Consider the following 18139-nt stretch of genomic DNA (forward strand, 5'->3'; position numbering starts at 1 on the left):
TAGTAATTTAAAATCTAATACCATGTTTATAGTCGACAGTTATTCATTAGCAGTTATTTTCTGCGTTGTCACGATGCTCTGCTGGGGTTCGTGGGGTAATACACAGAAACTTGCCGGGAAAACCTGGCGTTACGAATTGTTCTACTGGGATTACGTAATCGGTATCCTTGCCTTCTCTCTCCTCTTAGGTTTCACTCTGGGCAGCACGGGAGATGCCGGACGCGGTTTTGTTGAAGATTTGAAGCAGATCAGTATGGAGAACTATGCAAGTGCTTTTGCAGGAGGCGTCATATTCAATCTGTCCAACATCCTTTTATCAGCTTCCGTCTCTATGGCAGGGCTTACGGTAGCATTCCCGTTAGGAGTCGGCATAGCCTTGGTATTAGGTGTTTTCGTCAATTATTTCGGTGAACCTAAAGGCGATGCAGTAATCCTGTTCAGTGGTGTGGCACTCGTCGTATTGGCTATAATATTTAATGCCATAGCTGCCGGAAAGATGAACCAGAAAGGAAGCAGCACCAATAAGAAAGGGATTATCATTGCCATTATAGCCGGTGTACTGATGTCTTTCTTCTATCGGTTTGTTGCTGCCGCCATGGACTTGAACAATTTTGAGTCACCTACCCCCACAATGGCTACTCCGTATTCAGCATTCTTTATATTCGCAATAGGTATCTTCATAAGTAATTTCATTATCAATACCATCGTGATGAAAAAACCGTTTGTAGGTACTCCGGTGAGCTATAAGGAGTATTTCCAAGGCAAGTTCAGCACACACATGGTCGGAGTGCTGGGAGGAGCTATTTGGGGACTGGGTACGGCTCTCAGTTACATTGCAGCAGGAAAAGCCGGTGCAGCTATCTCTTACGCATTAGGACAAGGAGCACCCATGATCGCAGCCCTGTGGGGCATATTTATCTGGAAAGAATTCAAAGGTTCTTCCCGCACGGTAAATATTCTTCTGGCCTGCATGTTCGTTCTGTTTATATCCGGTTTAGGAGCAATTATCATCTCCGGAGCCAATTAACCGGCTCCTCACTCTTACTAAATAAACGCTTTCTTTTTCTACTTCTCACGGAGTGAAAAAGGAGAAGGGAATTGCCTGAACTAAAATATATTTTTCGTTCAACCTCTAAAATTTTAATACATGAGACCGATTCAAATAATAGTATTCTGTCTTTGCATGTGCTCGCTCAATTTGTACGCACAAGTCAGCGTCACAGGCACTGTAAACGATAATACCGGGGAAAGTCTTCCCGGAGTATCCATTCTGGCGAAGGACGGTGACCGTACCTTTGGAACCACCACCGACATCAACGGTAGATATGAAATCAAAGTGAATCAGGGGGCTACCCTCGAATTCAGTTTTATCGGATTTACCAAGCAAAAGGTGAAAGTAGGCACTAACAATGTCATTAACATCACATTAGAGCCTGAAAATGAAATATTGGATGAAGTAGTTGTAATTGGTTACGGCTCCGTCAAGAAGAAAGACCTGCTCGGTTCCATTTCTACGGTAAAGGAAGACGCTTTGGCCGAACGTGTTTCGGGCAATGTGGTGGAAGCCATGCGCGGACTTACTTCGGGCGTAAAGATTACAAGTAGTGGACAACCGGGTTCCAGTGCCACCATCAACATTCGCGGTCTGGGTAGTTTGACCAACAACAACCCGTTATTCATCATCGACGGTGCCTATGGTGGCAGTGATTTGGGTGTCAATGTAGAAGACATTGAGTCTATTCAAGTATTGAAAGATGCCTCATCAGCAGCCATCTATGGTTCACGTGCAGCAAATGGAGTTGTAATCATCACTACCAAGCAAGGTAAAGAAGGTGACCTGAAAGTGAAGTTTGACTCACAACTGACACTGAGCTGGCTCCCCCGCTACGACCTGATGGATGCAGAGACTTACAAGATTTATAACGACCGTGCTTATGACGAAGCCATCCTGGCAGGAGTTTCAGGCGTTACAAAACGCCAGAACCACTATGATGGAAATACAGACTGGCAAGATGAAATGTTGGGTACAGGTGTATTGCAGAACTACAATGTATCCCTTTCCGGAGGTTCCAAGACTGTGAAGTATTACGCATCTCTGAACCGCATGGTCGATGATGGTGCTCTCTACCGTACCGGTTACGACAAATACGGCTTCCGTATCAACACCAGCGGACAGAAAGGTATTTTCTCATACGGTGAGAATTTCTACTACACCAAATCCGACAGGAAGATACTGAACGGTAATCCCTGGAGCGACTTCATCGGTATGCCACCCACTATTCCGGTATATGACGAGTCACATGTCGGCGGATACGGATACGGCGATGTAGACCGTGCCAACTCTTACGGCCTGAATTCAGTAGCCATGCAGGACTTGTATATACGAAACAATGAAGAGGAATACCTGACCGGAAACATCTACGGGCAGATTTCACTCTTTGGGATGTTCGATGCAAAACTGAATGTTGCCTATAAAAGTTATATGGGCGTTACGAACTCCCTGCGCAAGAAAGGTAATTGGGTTATGGGACAAGGTGACGATGCCGCGCATCTGGGTTACGATAGTGCCAAGAATCATGATATACTGATTGAGCAAACCTACAATTTTAAGCATAAATTCGGTAAACATGATGTGAATGCACTGTTTGGTATCACTTACAATAAGTTCCACGAAGAAAAACGTTGGATTACCAAACTCGATCCATTGATGATAGGCGACAAATACATCACATCTCTGGATGCTGCCACCGGAAATACCACCGCAGGCGGTAGCTATGGCGAATCAGCATTGATATCTTATCTCGGACGCATCAACTACTCCTATGCCGACAAATACCTGGCACAAGTAACAGCCCGTCGTGACGGTACTTCCCGCCTACCTAAGAATGACCGTTGGGGAAACTTCCTTTCCGTTTCATTGGGCTGGCGTATTAGTGGCGAGAAGTTCTTCAATGTACCCTGGATTGATGACTTGAAAATACGTGCCAATTACGGTACTCTCGGTAACAGTAGTATCGGTTATTGGGACTACCAGTCCACCATCAACACAGCTCCGCGCGCCGTATTCGGAAGTCCAGAAAACATATTGATTGGTATGACTCAATCTCAGTTAACCAACAATGACCTGGTTTGGGAAAAGAAAACAACCGCTAACGTCGGTTTCGACCTGGTTGCATTCAATAACCGTTTCCGTTTAAGTGCTGAGTATTTCTATTCAAAGAGTAAAGACCTCTTGGTTTACCTCCCCATCCTGATGAGTTCGGGTAATGAAGGTGGTGCACCTGCCGTGAATGCTGGTAGCCTGGAAAATAAAGGATTTGAAATGGAAATCGGCTGGAACGATCAGATTCGCGACTTTGCCTACTCCGCTTCACTGAACATTTCACATATCAAGAATAAAGTACTTGATTTGGGATACGGGCAAACAGTCTACAATACGACTCTTGCCAAAACCGTAATCGGCGAACCGCTCGGTATGTGGTATCTCTACAAAATGAATGGTATCTTCCAGTCAGAAGAAGAAGTACGGAACTATGTAAACTCAGAAGGCAAGATCATACAACCTAATGCTTTGCCAGGTGATATTAAGTATGACGACTACAACGGCGATGGCAATATATCATCCGAAGACCGCCAGATAGTAGGCAGCCCTTGGCCCAAACTTGAATTAGGAATAAGTCTCGGTGCATCCTACAAAGGCTTCGACCTGAACATCAACGGCTACGGTCGCTTCGGGCAGAAAGTATGGAACGGTTCGGCATCAGCAGCCGGTGACTTTGCCAACAACCAGAACAACTTCAACGGCATTATCCCCTGGACACAAGAGCACCCGGTTAACGACCGTCCACGTATTGTATACGGAGACTCCCGCAACAGTCGAAGCGATCAGGACCGCTGGTTGGAAAACGGTTCATTCTTCCGCCTGAGCGATATTACGTTAGGTTATACAGTACCTACCCGTTACATTAAGAAGATTGGATTAGAAAGACTCCGTGCATCGGTTACTTTACAAAACCTGGTGACCTTTACCGGATACTCCGGTCTGGATCCTGAATTTGCAGACAGCGGCATCTTCACTATGGGAGCAGATTATTGTTCGTTCCCTAACCCACGCGCTGTTCAGTTTGCATTATCATTCACTTTCTAAATACTGCTGAAATGAAAAAAATAGCTCTTTATATATTATGCGGTGTCACGGCATTATTCACGTCGTGCGACCCCTCTTTGCTCGATCTGCAAAATGAAAATACCCTGAGTACAGGCGTATACTGGAAGACGGAATCTGACGTCGAGGCCGGTGTAGTAGCCGTATACGGAATGTTCTATCGTCAGGGAACCTGGACACGTAATATCTATACACAGATGATAGGTATGGCGGACGAAGGCGTAAGTTATGCCGGATGGACCGAATTGAACGAATACACCAAGTTCATCTTTACCGACTATAACTTCTCAGAAGTCAATACCAAGATATGGCGGGAACACTATACTGCCATTTTCCGTGCTAATCAAGTATTGGACAATATAGGTAACGTACCGTTCGGTAATGCAACGCACAAGGATGACCTCATTGGGCAAACTAAGTTCCTGCGTGCTTTCTATTACTTCTACCTTACTGCCTTGTGGGACAATGTACCTCTCGTGCTAAATACCTCTTCAGCAGCTGATAAGCCCATGCAGGCTAGCGCTGACGAAGTTTTGATACAAATAGAAGAAGACCTGGAAGATGCCATCACCAAGCTCCCTTCCACACGTGACGCCAATAACTACGGCCGCCCAACAAAAGGCGCCGCCTACGGATTACTGGCCAAAGCTTATGCACAGCATCACAAATGGGAAGATGCCAAAAGATGTCTCGAATGGCTCGTTGATGGCGAAGGGAAGAACTACTACACACTGGTACCCAACTGGGCTGATAATTTCAGCAACTATACGGAAGATAACAAAGAGTCACTGTATGAGATTCACTTCTCTCTGACCAACAAGGTGGGCTTCGACCAGACAGACAACTACCTGGACCCGAATGCGCAACTGGGTACACAGATTGAAATGAACCAGGCTCCTACCGGAATCGGCTGGAACAACATCGAAGCAAGACGCTGGCTGGTGGACTACTACAAGCGCGAACAAACAACGGATGGAAAGAACGATTCCCGCTTGTTCTACACTCTGTGGTATGACGGTGCAGCCTCCGACTTCCCCGAATATCCCAACCAGTTGATATACGGCTCTTCATGGAACAGCGACTGGGGCAACCGCGTCTTCATCAAGAAGTATAGTACAGATGCCTCCCCACTGTATTACTGGAATGATAATAACTTCCGTTCCCTGCGTTATGCCGATATGCTGTTACTGTATGCTGAAGCACTCAACGAACTGAATGCCACACCACCTTCAAAAGCCATTGAATGCCTCAACCGCGTACGCAACCGCGTCAATCTACCCAACATAGAGGACAGTAAATATTACAACGGCTCCCAGATCAGCACCAACAAAGATGCTTTCCGCGAACACCTGAAGATAGAACGCGCCCTGGAGCTTGCCATGGAGTGTGTGCGTTGGGTCGACTTGAAACGTTGGGGTATCAACGACCAGACCACATTGAACGAACTGAAAGCACGCGACAGCGACTTCAATAACTTTATAATCGGTAAATCCATCCGTATGCCAATCCCGCAAAGCGAAGTGGACAACAATCCGAATTTGAACCAAAATGACCAGTACTAATTGAAGACATTTGAGCTATGATCAATACAAAATATTTAATAGGAGCAGTCATTGTACTGCTGACGTTATGGGGATGCGGAAATGATTCCGATTACGTCATCGAAAGCAATCCCAATGAGTTCGCCATATTTCCGGTAGCCATACCTGTAAGCGCTGATGGCGGAACTTATGAACTGACAGTCAACGGCAATGAATCGTGGACAGCCGAACTGACAAATTCCAATAGCTCAGCCCAGGGCTGGTGCACACTGAGTGAAACGTCAGGAAGCGGCAGAAAAGTAATCACCGTTACTGTAAAGCCGACCACCTCTTTCGTAAAGAACCGTTCGGTCATCGTTGAAGTAAGCTCCGGTACCCGGATATTAAAGTCAAAGGTGTTGCAAGAGACAATGGTACTGGGTGAAGACGAAGTGCTGATAAACGGCCTTATATGGTCTACCAAGAATGTAGGCACTCCGGGAACTTTCGCGGCCTCTCCCGATGATATAGGGCAACTCTATCAGTTCAACCGCAAAGTAGGTTATCCAGCTGGCCCGCAGGACGATCCGGCACCGGCTAACTGGCCTTCAAGCTATACCAACGACGGTACCAACTGGACTACCGAAAACGACCCTTCTCCCGAGGGCTGGCGTGTGCCTACCACGGAAGAAATGGTAGCTCTTTGGGAAAAAGGAGCAACATGGGTTACAGCAGCCCAGACCGGATTCAAAACCGATGGCATCATTATTGGCGTTGACGAGGTTACTGCCAAACGTGCTACAAAAGATAATCTAAAACAACTCGGTTGCCTCTTCCTGCCTCAAAGCGGTTGGAGAAATGAAACCGGAATGATGGACCGCACCTGGCTCTGTGCCGTTCGCAGCGGAAATTCATTAAGTCCTACCCACGGTGGCATGTCACTGGGAGACTCCGGCGGCTACCGCGACACATGGGGTTGGGGTGACGGACAGAAAGCACGTGCAGCCATGATCCGACCTGTCAAGAACATACAAGTCGAGGATTGATTTATAGCATCTATATACCCGACAACTCAATTATTAACGAACTAAATTTAAAGAGATGAACAACTATAAGACCTACATATACCTTACCTTGCTCACACTTTTGAGTTGCAAGGGCAATGACGGCAATGAACCGCAGAAACTCACACCGCAAATCCGGTATGAATTCAGCGGCGGTGCCGGCCATTATAACTATGCTCCGAGCATCATAGAAGACCAGTACGGCATCCGGTACGGCTTTGTATGTGAGAATCGTGATCCGTTCAAGATTGTGGACTATGTTTATCTATACAAAGGAATCCCCACGGAGAAAGGCTATGTATGGCAACCCGGCACACAGATCATCGAACCTTCCGAGACAGGCTGGGATAACTGCCACATCTGCGACCCGGACGTACGTGAGTTTAAAACGACTTATAAAGGAGAAACTTACAACTGGATTATGACCTACCTGGGCGTAGACCGCTGGGACTGTAACCACAACCAGATAGGACTGGCCATTTCCAAGAACATCGAAGGCCCGTATATCAAGTTCGACCGCAATCCGCTGGTGGCTTATGAAGATACTACCAAATGGGGTGTGGGGCAAAGTACAACAATCGTCAAAGACTCTACGACCATACAATTATTCTATCATTCGACTACGGAGAACGGACCTTTCTGTATGCGCGAAATAAAATTGAATGATCTGGATAATATCATATTGGGCGAAGAGAAAGCAATTCCTTTCCTGAGCGCCAACAGCTATCCTGCCATGTCCGACAAGAATATATATATGGTTTCGGAAACCCGTGTGTCCCCCATCAAAGAGATACCGACTTGGGTAGGAGATGTCTGCCGGCTGGCATACAAACCAAGAACAGAAAGTCTCTTTACCGAGGAAGACGGATGGATTGAAATCGGTCATGCAGGACCGGAAGAAACAGGATTCCCAAGAAATCACAATCCGGGTATCCTGACGGATACGAAAGGTTACATGCTTAATGACGATGAACTGGTGATGTACTTCACTCCCGCCATGACAGGTGAAAACTGGCTATGGTCATACGACCTGTATTCGGCTACGTTTAATCTCAAAAACTATTTCAAATGAATAAAACAATCCTGCAAATAGTATGCATTGCTCTTATTCTTGCCTTCCCTTGTGGGAAGGCATCAGGGCAATACAAAAAGATTCCCGTAGTGGTAATCACCGACTTGTATCATCCGTATCAGGACCCGAGAGATAACATGGACCTCATTATGGGCTTCGGACTGCCCGACCCAGTCACTAATTTTTTAAATATACCGTCATGAGAAAGAGCAAACTTTATTTGATTGGCTTGTTAGTATTGGCTCTATCAAGCTGCACTTCCAAGAAACAACAAACTGCGGAAATCACCCCGAATGTACCCAAAATTATTCTGGAAACGGATATAGGTAACGACGTGGACGATGCACTGGCACTGGATATGCTTTACAAGTATCTGGACGCAGGAGATATCGACTTATTAGGCATCACCATCAACAAAGAAGGAACTTATCCGGCCGAATACACCGACATCATGAATACCTGGTACGGCTATCCTCAAATTCCTATCGGAATCATACACAACGGAGCCGACTGTGAGAACGATGCTACAAACTATGCCAAAGCCGTATGCCTCATCCAGAAAGATAACGGTGAACCGGCTTTCAAGCGCTCACTGAAAGGTGACTATAACCAACTGCCGGAAGCGCCTGCCCTCTATCGTAAGCTATTGGCACAGCAACCGGACAGTTCTGTTACCATCATCTCCGTAGGTTTCTCCACGAACCTTGCACGCCTGTTGGATACTCCGGCTGACGATGTATCTCCGCTGACCGGAAAAGAGCTTGTTGCCCAAAAAGTAAAACTGCTGTGTACCATGGCAGGCTGCTTCAATAATCCCAACCTGTTCGAATATAACGTAGTGAAAGACATTCCGGCGGCAAAGAAGATATTCTCCGAATGGCCTACCACACTGGTGACCTCTCCTTTCGAAGTAGGTATCGCCATCAACTATCCCGGCAGCAGCATTGAAAACGATTTCAGATGGGCTCCTATGCACCCAATGGTAGAAGCATATAAAAGCTACCAACAGATGCCTTACGACCGTCCTACATGGGACTTGACTTCCGTACTATATTCCGTTGAAGGTCCATCCTATTTCAACGTTTCTCCGGCAGGTAAAATAAACGTAACGGACCAAGGTGCTACTGAATTTACTCCCGATGCCGCAGGAAACCGTTACTACCTGACAGTAGATTCCATTCAGGCTGAGAATATCAAACAACATTTCGTCCAGTTACTGACCAAGCAACCGGCTCACTTCAATAAATAATAAGCATTATGACTAAATATCTATTGGGTCTCATAAGTTTATGGCTCATGTGTTCCTGCTCGGACACCGACCCCGGAGAAACCCCTCCGATAGACCCGCCAACACCTACACCTACCGTAACCATCACAAAACCGGAATTTGTATTCGGTTTCCAAGGCCAGAGCAAGTATTCTTACTGCCCAAGTGCCTTGAAACAAGCTGATGGAACAGTTCATCTATACTTCTGCGGCAATCCGGAAAATTTGATCATGGTCGATAATATCTTCCATATCAAGATCAACCCGGATGGTACACAGACTGCTGCCAAAAGTGTATTGCAGCCTGGTGTATCAGGTTCATGGGACGATCACCATACCTGTGACCCTTCTGTTATCGAAGGTAACTTCACTTGGAAGAATACTACCTACAAGTATGCCATGTTCTTCCTGAGTAATATGTACGGAGTATATTACAATGAAATCGGTGTCGCGTTCAGCAACGACCTTGGTGCAGATAGCTGGGTGAAGTATCCGCAGCAGATTGTGAAGAAAACATGGTCGAGCGAAGGTGACCAGGAAATAGGTGGCGGCGGTAAGTCATGGGGAGTAGGCCAGCCTTCTGTCGTATCTCTGGATGGAAAAGGTAAGCTACTGCTGACTTATACCGTAGGTGATATCGGGGGGACGCGCATCGTCTGGGCCGAAGCGGATTTCAGTAATATGGATACATATTCCATCAGTACCCCGCAAACAATTGTACAGACAGGTTTAAAGACCATTGACAACCAGTCAAGGGATTATACCTGTAACTCGGAATTTGCAATTGACAAGGATGCGGATAAAATCGTCATGATACGTCCGGTACAGCCTATGCCCAGTGATTATCCCAATTACCTGAATTCTTCATTGGAAATAGACTACATGAACCTTTCTGACTTCACCAATCAAAGAGGTAACTGGACACCGATTTACCGGATCACTCCGGATGATACCGGCTATCCGAGAAACCACAATGCCACTTTGCTGAGAGATAATTTCGGCCACCTGCAAGACTGGGAAGAACCGGAATTCTACTTTACAGTCAGCAAGGCAGCCCCTGATGTACAACCTTCGGGCAGCAGTCATGCGGAGTGGACGTACCACATCTGGAAAAGTAAGGTAGTAAAGAGTAAATAAAAAGTAATTCCGGTAATCAACCGAATTTAGTAGTTTCAGTTGATTACCGGAAAAACAAGCTTATTATCATTGCTAAACATTCAAACAAGAAAGATCTTCTTTGACTATACATAAAAAACAGTAATCATCCGACAGTATATTTAAACCCAGTTGATCAGGTTCAATAGCACACCATGTATCTAACAACAAAGTACGAATAGCTTCAAACTCAGCCAATTCATATCTATGTTTATAGTAAAGTGCCTTTTCCCGCCAGTAGTCCGTTTCTTCACATAAACCTCTCCAATTTCTATTAGTCACACAATCTGTCAGTCTTTTGCTTATCTGTGCCAAATCATTATTTGGTACATAAGGCATATCTTCTACAAACTGAATCAGATGATTAAACTCATCTACAGACAAGACAACCCATACATGACATACTCCTCCTTCTTTCTTTTTTCGCTCCGCCCAGCTTTTAGCCTGAGCCGCCACTCCGTCTCTAAAGATAAAGTAGTTATTCTTGTCTATACGATGACCCGACAATAGATTTTCGGAATGGCTTATCTTATTTTCCAATGAGGATGCACTTAAATTATCTACATTATCATACCCCATTCTCAACTCTACCAGCATCAACCGGGAAGTAGTAACACGATTATTCGCATAATTACCTATTCCAATGGCAGCATCCATTGTACAGTCATTACTCCCTTTAAGTACTTTAGCCTCATAGTCATCCAATGAAAGACAAGTGATACGTGGATCGAACCATCCCGTTCTCTGATAATCTTTTGCAGCAACATCATTCAAAGTAGCCTGACAATGACAAGCAAAAGGGTGGCTGACTATAATATCATTCTGACAGACCAGTTGAACCATAATCCTGTATACGTGAAATAGCAATATTGAATGACTTAAAGATTTCACTTATATCGCTGCCTAAGTTCTTATAGACATACTGCATGGAATCTTCTGAAGCTCTCTCTGCCTGATAGAAACAGGTATTCTGTAATACGCCCTCTTTACGGGCTATTGACTGAATAGCAGATACCATATCAGGATTATGGCTTGCAACTATTATTTTGAGCCCTACTTGTTTATGAAGCAACACCAGTAAACGAGCAAATTCTACAATCCATTGAGGATGAAGATGCGCCTCAGGTTCATCAATAAGCAAAAGAGACTCTTCATTCAAGTATCCATTTTCAAGCAAACGTTGCAAGTAAGCGAATGACTTGATTCCGGTGGCTGTAGACGCAAGCGTGATATCCAATCCATCAGTACGATGATAATGTAATTCGTCATTCTTAAACCATCCCTTATCCACTGAAATCTTACCATTAATGGAACGCATTATCCGGGCTAAAAGAAGTCTATTCCGCTCCGGTATATTAGTTCCCGCGGAGCTAAGCATCATATTCGCCAAGTCTTTCCAATGATTTAACTCTGATCCTTCTACTGCTAATGCCATAGGGGTATCAATATATATTGCTCTATGCAACATATAAGGCATACTGAAACACCGTTCTGCCAAAAGAGGAATCTGGTCTTCATATAACTGAATAGAAGCAGGAGGATCAAAGATTCCTTCTTCAATCAGATATTCATAGATATACCCTTGTAATCTCCCAACCGGATGCATCCTTAAGTCATCTAAAAGATTGATGTATGCAGCCGCAACAATATTCTCTAAATCATCACAGTAATCATCCAAAGTAATACCTCCATCCAATGATATAGCAAGATATGTCAGAATTCGATTTTTATTCCCCTTGTCACCACTATTCATATAACTTACTAACTCTTTCCGGAAAGAGGCTAACACATCCAAACTCGCATGAAAAAGACTTTCAATATCCCCATATACAACTCTGGTCTCCAGCAAGCGGCTATAGGTAACATTGATATTCTCATCTCCTCGATTCACTATATCCCTACGCACTCGATCCGGTTTACGCAAGCAATCTTGTATCTGCTTCAACAAGTCGTTATAAGCAAACTCATCAAACCTGTTAAAACCATTAATCAGATAATAAAGCCAACGGGACAATGTACTTTTTCCACATCCATTTTCTCCGGCAAGCACAGTTATGCCATTAATAGCAATATCTGCTTCTTTAATCGCATTATAATCGGATAATGTATATCTGTAATTACTCATAAGTCTTCATCAAATCATTGAACACAACAAAAATAGAGTATTTATTTGAATTGATAGATAAACTCATTAGATTCTTTTCTTTCAAACTTCATCATTAAACTTTAACCATACAACCATTTTGCCAATCTGTCAATTTGATAATCCTATTCGCACGAGAAGCTTCCCTTTCCACCCTAAGTAGAAGAAAAAGAAAAAATCGCAGGGATTCCATTTCGCATGATTTCCCCTATCCTTTCTCCTTTACGCTTTTATGACACATCTATCTCCTTTTGTGTCATTCCCTCTCTCTAGTACATTAATGTCGCGAAATCGTATATCGTTTTACAGGTCGGCGAGTAACTTTGCATATTAAGAAAAAGTTTTGCCGACTGAAACAAAATATTAACCCAATAACAATCTAAATTAAGAATGATGAACTCAAAACAAGTATTCTTCGGGCTATTGGTATGCATAGCCGCACTGACCGGTTGCGACACCCGGAAACAGGTAGTCGTAGGCAATGAACTCTCCCTGACACGGGCCAAGCAAACATTGGATTCCCTATACCAGAACTACTCTGCTCCCGGCACATGCCTGCTTCGCGAAAATTATCCTTCGAATGTTGGCGACTACACCGCAACCTATCTGGCATCCGAAGAACAAAAGAATATACCCAACCAATATTCCTACTTATGGCCTTATTCCGGCACCTTCTCCGCAGTAAGTGCCTTATATGAGGTTACACAAGATACCCTCTACAAATCACTGCTCGACAAGAAGGTATTAATAGGCTTGGAAGAGTATTTCGATACCCAGAGAACACCCGAAGCTTACGCTTCCTATATCCGCACAGCTCCCCAATCCGACCGTTTCTACGATGATAATGTCTGGCTGGGCATTGACTTCACCGACACCTATTTAGCAACTAAAGAAGATAAATACCTTCAGAAAGCAAAACTCATCTGGAAGTTTATAGAAAGCGGCATGGATGATAACTTAGGTGGTGGCATCTACTGGTGCGAACAAAAGAAGGGATCCAAGAATACCTGTTCCAATGCTCCCGGCTCAGTCCTCGCATTGAAACTCTTTAAGGCTACCCAGGATAGTGCTTACCTGAAGCAAGGGGAACAACTGTACAAATGGACCCAAGCCCAATTACAAGACTCAACAGACTACCTGTACTTTGACAATATATCCCTGAATGGGAAAATAGGTAAAGCCAAGTTTGCCTACAACAGCGGACAAATGATGCAATCCGCCTCTTTACTATATCAACTCACCGGAAAAGAGGAGTATCTGACCGATGCACAAAATATAGCTCAGGCATGCCATAACTACTTCTTTACGGACTATACCCCGGAACATGGCGAAGCATTCAGAATGATCAAACAGGGAGATGTATGGTTTACCGCCGTCATGCTGAGGGGGTTCATCGAGCTTTATCATATAGACCACAATAAAACCTATCTGGATTCTTTCAATAAGAGTCTGGACCACGCCTGGGAACATGCCCGCGATGAGAAAGGTCTTTTCAACACCGACTTCACCGGTGATAACAGGAACGAACGGAAATGGCTTCTCACACAAGCTGCCATGGTAGAAATGTATGCCCGCCTTGCAGCTATCCAATACTAATCATACTAATAAAATATCAATACTTCAAGAATATGAAAAAGAAGAATATCGGCCTATGCGCAGTTGCCCTATTATGTATGAGTGGCACTGCCAAAGCAGCACTGCCTGCTCTGAAGCAAGATAACACGAAAGTCGTAAATCATGCTCAAATAACCGCTACCTACAAAACAAATCGTCCGGCAGTAAAGAACCGCCTCTACACATCACAAGCAGTAGAAGCGGAAATCCTGCGGGTAAAGAAGTTACTGACCAATGCCAAACTGGCATGGATGTTCGAAAACTGTTTCCCCAACACATTGGATACCACCGTACACTATCGTCTCTTGAATGGCAAACCGGATACTTTTGTTTATACCGGTGACATCCATGCCATGTGGTTACGTGATTCCGGTGCACAAGTGTGGCCTTACGTACAACTTGCCAACCAAGACCCGGAACTGAAGAAGATGCTGGAAGGTGTAATCCGCCGTCAGTTTATGTGCATCAACATCGATCCTTATGCCAATGCTTATAATGATGGTCCGGTAGGTGGCAGTTGGATGTCGGACCTGACAGACATGAAGCCCGAACTCCATGAACGCAAGTGGGAGATCGATTCACTCTGCTACCCGCTTCGCCTGGCCTATCAGTACTGGAAAGAAACCGGTGATGCCAGTGTCTTCGATCAAGCCTGGATTGAAGCGATTACCAATATCCTGAAAACGTTCAAGGAACAGCAACGCAAGGATGGTGTAGGTCCTTATAAGTTCCAACGCAAGACGGAACGTGCTCTCGATACCCTGAACAACGATGGTCTGGGTGCTCCTGTCAATCCTGTCGGACTAATTGTGTCCTGCTTCCGTCCATCCGATGATGCAACCACTTTCCAATATCTGGTTCCATCTAATTTCTTTGCCGTATCTTCTCTAAGAAAAGCGGCCGAAATTCTTTCAACGGTAAACAAGAACAACAGCTTATCGCAAGAATGTACAGCACTTGCCGATGAAGTGGAAACCGCACTGAAGAAATATGCTACTTACAACCACCCGGAATTCGGTACTATTTATGCTTTCGAAGTGGATGGCTTCGGCAATCACATGCTGATGGACGATGCCAATGTACCGAGCCTGCTCGCTATGCCTTATCTGGGTGATGTAGATGTAAACGATCCCATCTATCAGAACACCCGCCGTTTCGTATGGAGTGAAAGCAATCCGTATTTCTTCAAAGGAAAAGCCGGCGAAGGAATCGGTGGCCCGCACATCGGCTACAATATGGTATGGCCTATGAGTATCATGATGAAGGCATTCACCAGCCAAGACGATCAGGAAATCAAAGAATGTATCCGGATGCTGATAAACACAGATGCAGGTACAGGTTTCATGCACGAATCCTTCCATAAGGATGATCCGGCAAACTTCACCCGCGCCTGGTTTGCCTGGCAAAACACACTTTTCGGAGAATTGATTCTGAAACTGGTAAACGAAGGAAAACTGGATTTACTGAATAGTATTTAAAAAAACAAGATGCAAAAACAAATGAAAAGTCTATTTACAACGATGTTGGCAATCGGACTGTTCTGCCAATCACAAGCAGCCGACTTATTCACACCTGTACAGAAAACGGAACTTCGTGCACCATCTGTGCCACTGATTACTTCCGATCCATACCTTTCCATCTGGTCACCCTACGACAAACTAAATGAAGGAAGTACCGAACACTGGACCGGAACCGAACATCCGCTTATCGGAGCTGTCCGTGTAGACGGAAAAGTATATCGTTTCATGGGAAAACAAACGTTGGAGGCTATACTCCCAATGGTTGAAGATGAAATATGGGAAGGTAACTACACCTTCCAACAACCCGCCGGAAACTGGACAGACATCGAATACAATGCCAACGGTTGGAAAGCCGGAAAAGCAGCTTTCGGAAGTTCAGACAGATCTATGATCGGAACCCCTTGGAAAAGTGAACCGGACATTTGGGTACGTCGTGAATTCAACCTGAACGAAGATCTGAGCAACCGTCCGGCCTACCTGAAATACTCGCATGATGATGTCTTTGAACTCTATCTGAATGGCGAACGCTTGGTAGCAACAGATTATTGCTGGAGAGATAACGTACTCTTGGAATTGACTGTTGAAACCAAAAAGAAGCTTCGCAAAGGCAAAAATGTAATTGCCGCCCACTGTCACAATACGACCGGAGGCGCCTATGTAGATTTCGGGTTATTCGTGCCTAACAACCAAACGACTGCCTTTGAAAATCTTGCCATACAGAAATCTGTTTCCGTGTTGCCCACGCAGACTTATTATACATTCGCTTGCGGACCGGTAGAACTGAATGTCGTGTTTACAGCCCCCTTGATGCTGGACGATCTGGATCTCATCTCTACTCCGGTCAACTACATCTCTTATCAGGTGCGCTCCATCGACAAAAAACAGCATGATGTACAGGTATATATAGAAACCACTCCACAACTGGCAGTAAACAAACCCATACAACCTACAATTGCTAAAGTGATCCGCCGCAATGGTTTGAGTTATATACAGGCCGGAACAATCGACCAACCTGTCACAGCCCACAAAGGCGACCTGATTTGTATAGACTGGGGGTATGCTTATATTGCAGGCAATATGAATGCAACCACAGCAGTCAGCTTGGGCGATTACAATGAAATGAAATCGACATTTGCCTCAAGCGGAAAGTTACTTCCCAGCAAAGGGGAGATCGTCACACGTCAGGCAAAACTGATGCCTGCCATGGCATACACCGACAACTTGGGAATGGTATCTGCAACCGGAAAGTCCGGATTCATGATGGTAGGTTACGACGACATTTATTCCATCGAATACATGTACCAGCGTCGTATGGCTTACTGGAAACACGATGGTAAAGTAAGTATCTTCGATGCATTCGAACGTGCCAAAGAAAATTATGAAAGCATCATGCAACGTTGCCGTGCCTACGATGCCATGATTCTGAATGATGCCGAACAGGCTGGCGGTCGCAAATATGCCGAACTCTGCGCATTAGCTTACCGTCAGGTGATTGCCGCCCATAAGCTGTTTAAAGATGAAAAAGGCAATTTGCTGTTCTTCTCTAAAGAAAACAATAGCAACGGATGTGTCAATACGGTTGACCTGACTTATCCTTCCGCTCCCTTGTTCCTGATATATAATCCCGACCTCCAAAAAGCAATGATGACCAGTATCTTCGAATACAGTGCAAGCGGACGCTGGAATAAGCCGTTCCCTGCTCACGACCTGGGTACCTACCCCATAGCCAACGGTCAGGTGTACGGCGGTGATATGCCACTTGAGGAAGGGGGTAATATGGTAATTCTGACAGCAGCCATTGCCAAAGCAGAAGGCAATGCCAATTATGCCAAACGGTACTGGGATCTATTGACTATCTGGACCGACTATCTTGCAGAATACGGGCAGAATCCTGAGAACCAATTATGTACGGATGACTTTGCCGGACACTGGGCACACAATACCAACCTGTCCGTAAAAGCAATCATGGGCGTTGCCGCTTATAGCGAAATGGCACGTATGCTTGGCATGAATGATGTTGCTGACCGATACGCAACAACTGCAAAGAAGATGGCCGTAAAATGGGAAGAAATGGCACGTGAAGGTGACCACTACCGTCTGGCTTTCGACCGTGAAAACACTTGGAGCCAGAAGTATAATATGGTATGGGACAAGATGTGGAATTTGAACCTATTCCCCGGTGTTGCTGAAAAGGAAATCAAATATTACCTGACCAAACAGAATGCTTACGGTCTGCCGCTGGATAACCGCAAGACTTACAGCAAGTCCGATTGGATTATGTGGACAGCCGCCATGGCTTCCGACCAGGCTACATTTGAAAAGTTCATTGATCCCATTTACAAATATGCCAATGAAACAATCTCCCGTGTACCAATGAACGACTGGCACTATACCGATACAGGTACCTGGGTTGGTTTTAAGGCTCGTTCTGTAATCGGAGGTTACTGGATAAAAGTACTGATGGACAAAATGCAGGAGAAATAAGTATCTCCTGCACCATACCTGAGCCCTATCTGAAGCACACTTGCTCCGTACCTTCTCCATCCAGAGGTACCTCTGAGTGGAGAAAGTACGGCAATGGTACGAAGCAAGTATGTTTCAGATAGGGTTCAAATAGAAA

At 45.0% G+C, this 18139-nt stretch carries 13 protein-coding genes; 11 read left to right on the plus strand and 2 right to left on the minus strand.

The window, feature by feature from the left end; genetic code table 11:
• The first annotated feature begins 22 nt into the window (after positions 1 to 22).
• The 8 genes from BWI44_RS08335 (at position 23) to BWI44_RS08370 (ending at position 10224) form a co-directional block, all read left to right on the plus strand.
• On the plus strand, positions 23 to 1027 hold the full coding sequence (locus BWI44_RS08335) for a GRP family sugar transporter (protein ID WP_007661255.1): 1005 nt from the start codon (positions 23 to 25) through the stop codon (positions 1025 to 1027).
• A 120-nt stretch (positions 1028 to 1147) separates the two neighbouring features.
• Positions 1148 to 4147, plus strand: a complete 3000-nt coding sequence (locus BWI44_RS08340) for a SusC/RagA family TonB-linked outer membrane protein (protein WP_195208582.1) — start codon at positions 1148 to 1150, stop codon at positions 4145 to 4147.
• Between the two features lie 11 nt (positions 4148 to 4158).
• Positions 4159 to 5727 (plus strand): RagB/SusD family nutrient uptake outer membrane protein, encoded by a 1569-nt coding sequence (locus BWI44_RS08345; protein WP_195208583.1) that lies wholly within the window; start codon positions 4159 to 4161, stop codon positions 5725 to 5727.
• A gap of 17 nt (positions 5728 to 5744) precedes the next feature.
• A complete protein-coding gene (locus BWI44_RS08350) occupies positions 5745 to 6731 on the plus strand; it encodes a BACON domain-containing protein (RefSeq protein ID WP_115503755.1) in 987 nt (328 codons plus the stop codon).
• Between the two features lie 55 nt (positions 6732 to 6786).
• Positions 6787 to 7821 carry a glycoside hydrolase family protein gene (locus BWI44_RS08355; RefSeq protein WP_118940073.1) on the plus strand — a complete coding sequence of 345 codons (1035 nt, stop codon included), beginning with the start codon at positions 6787 to 6789 and terminating at the stop codon, positions 7819 to 7821.
• Positions 7818 to 8024 carry a hypothetical protein gene (locus BWI44_RS08360; protein ID WP_195208684.1) on the plus strand — a complete coding sequence of 69 codons (207 nt, stop codon included), beginning with the start codon at positions 7818 to 7820 and terminating at the stop codon, positions 8022 to 8024. Before BWI44_RS08355 ends, BWI44_RS08360 begins: the two co-directional genes overlap by 4 nt.
• Entirely contained in the window at positions 8021 to 9070 is a 1050-nt protein-coding gene (locus BWI44_RS08365) for a nucleoside hydrolase (protein WP_195208584.1), read from the plus strand. The genes BWI44_RS08360 and BWI44_RS08365 overlap by 4 nt, the downstream gene beginning before the upstream one ends.
• An 8-nt stretch (positions 9071 to 9078) precedes the next feature.
• Positions 9079 to 10224 carry a glycoside hydrolase family protein gene (locus BWI44_RS08370; protein WP_195208585.1) on the plus strand — a complete coding sequence of 382 codons (1146 nt, stop codon included), beginning with the start codon at positions 9079 to 9081 and terminating at the stop codon, positions 10222 to 10224.
• A gap of 72 nt (positions 10225 to 10296) precedes the next feature.
• Here BWI44_RS08370 and BWI44_RS08375 read toward each other — a convergent pair whose 3' ends face one another.
• Together BWI44_RS08375 and BWI44_RS08380 are read right to left on the minus strand one after the other, a co-directional pair.
• The gene (locus tag BWI44_RS08375; protein WP_195208586.1) at positions 10297 to 11085 is read right to left on the minus strand and encodes a hypothetical protein; all 789 of its coding nucleotides are present in this window, start codon (positions 11083 to 11085) and stop codon (positions 10297 to 10299) included.
• Positions 11060 to 12367, minus strand: a complete 1308-nt coding sequence (locus tag BWI44_RS08380; protein WP_044532790.1) for an AAA family ATPase — start codon at positions 12365 to 12367, stop codon at positions 11060 to 11062. Before BWI44_RS08380 ends, BWI44_RS08375 begins: the two co-directional genes overlap by 26 nt.
• 411 nt (positions 12368 to 12778) lie before the next feature.
• Here BWI44_RS08380 and BWI44_RS08385 point away from each other — a divergent pair, with 411 nt between their 5' ends.
• The 3 genes from BWI44_RS08385 to BWI44_RS08395 are packed head-to-tail and all read left to right on the plus strand — an operon-like array spanning position 12779 to position 18003.
• Complete coding sequence (locus BWI44_RS08385) at positions 12779 to 13981, plus strand: glycoside hydrolase family 76 protein (protein ID WP_044532793.1); 1203 nt, start codon at positions 12779 to 12781, stop codon at positions 13979 to 13981.
• A 32-nt stretch (positions 13982 to 14013) separates the two neighbouring features.
• Positions 14014 to 15477 (plus strand): glycoside hydrolase family 125 protein, encoded by a 1464-nt coding sequence (locus tag BWI44_RS08390; protein ID WP_044532791.1) that lies wholly within the window; start codon positions 14014 to 14016, stop codon positions 15475 to 15477.
• Between the two features lie 21 nt (positions 15478 to 15498).
• Positions 15499 to 18003 carry a glutaminase domain-containing protein gene (locus BWI44_RS08395; protein WP_117707267.1) on the plus strand — a complete coding sequence of 835 codons (2505 nt, stop codon included), beginning with the start codon at positions 15499 to 15501 and terminating at the stop codon, positions 18001 to 18003.
• The last annotated feature ends 136 nt before the right edge of the window (positions 18004 to 18139 follow it).

The organism is Bacteroides sp. Phil13, from assembly GCF_001940965.1.
Classification (GTDB): domain Bacteria; phylum Bacteroidota; class Bacteroidia; order Bacteroidales; family Bacteroidaceae; genus Bacteroides; species Bacteroides intestinalis.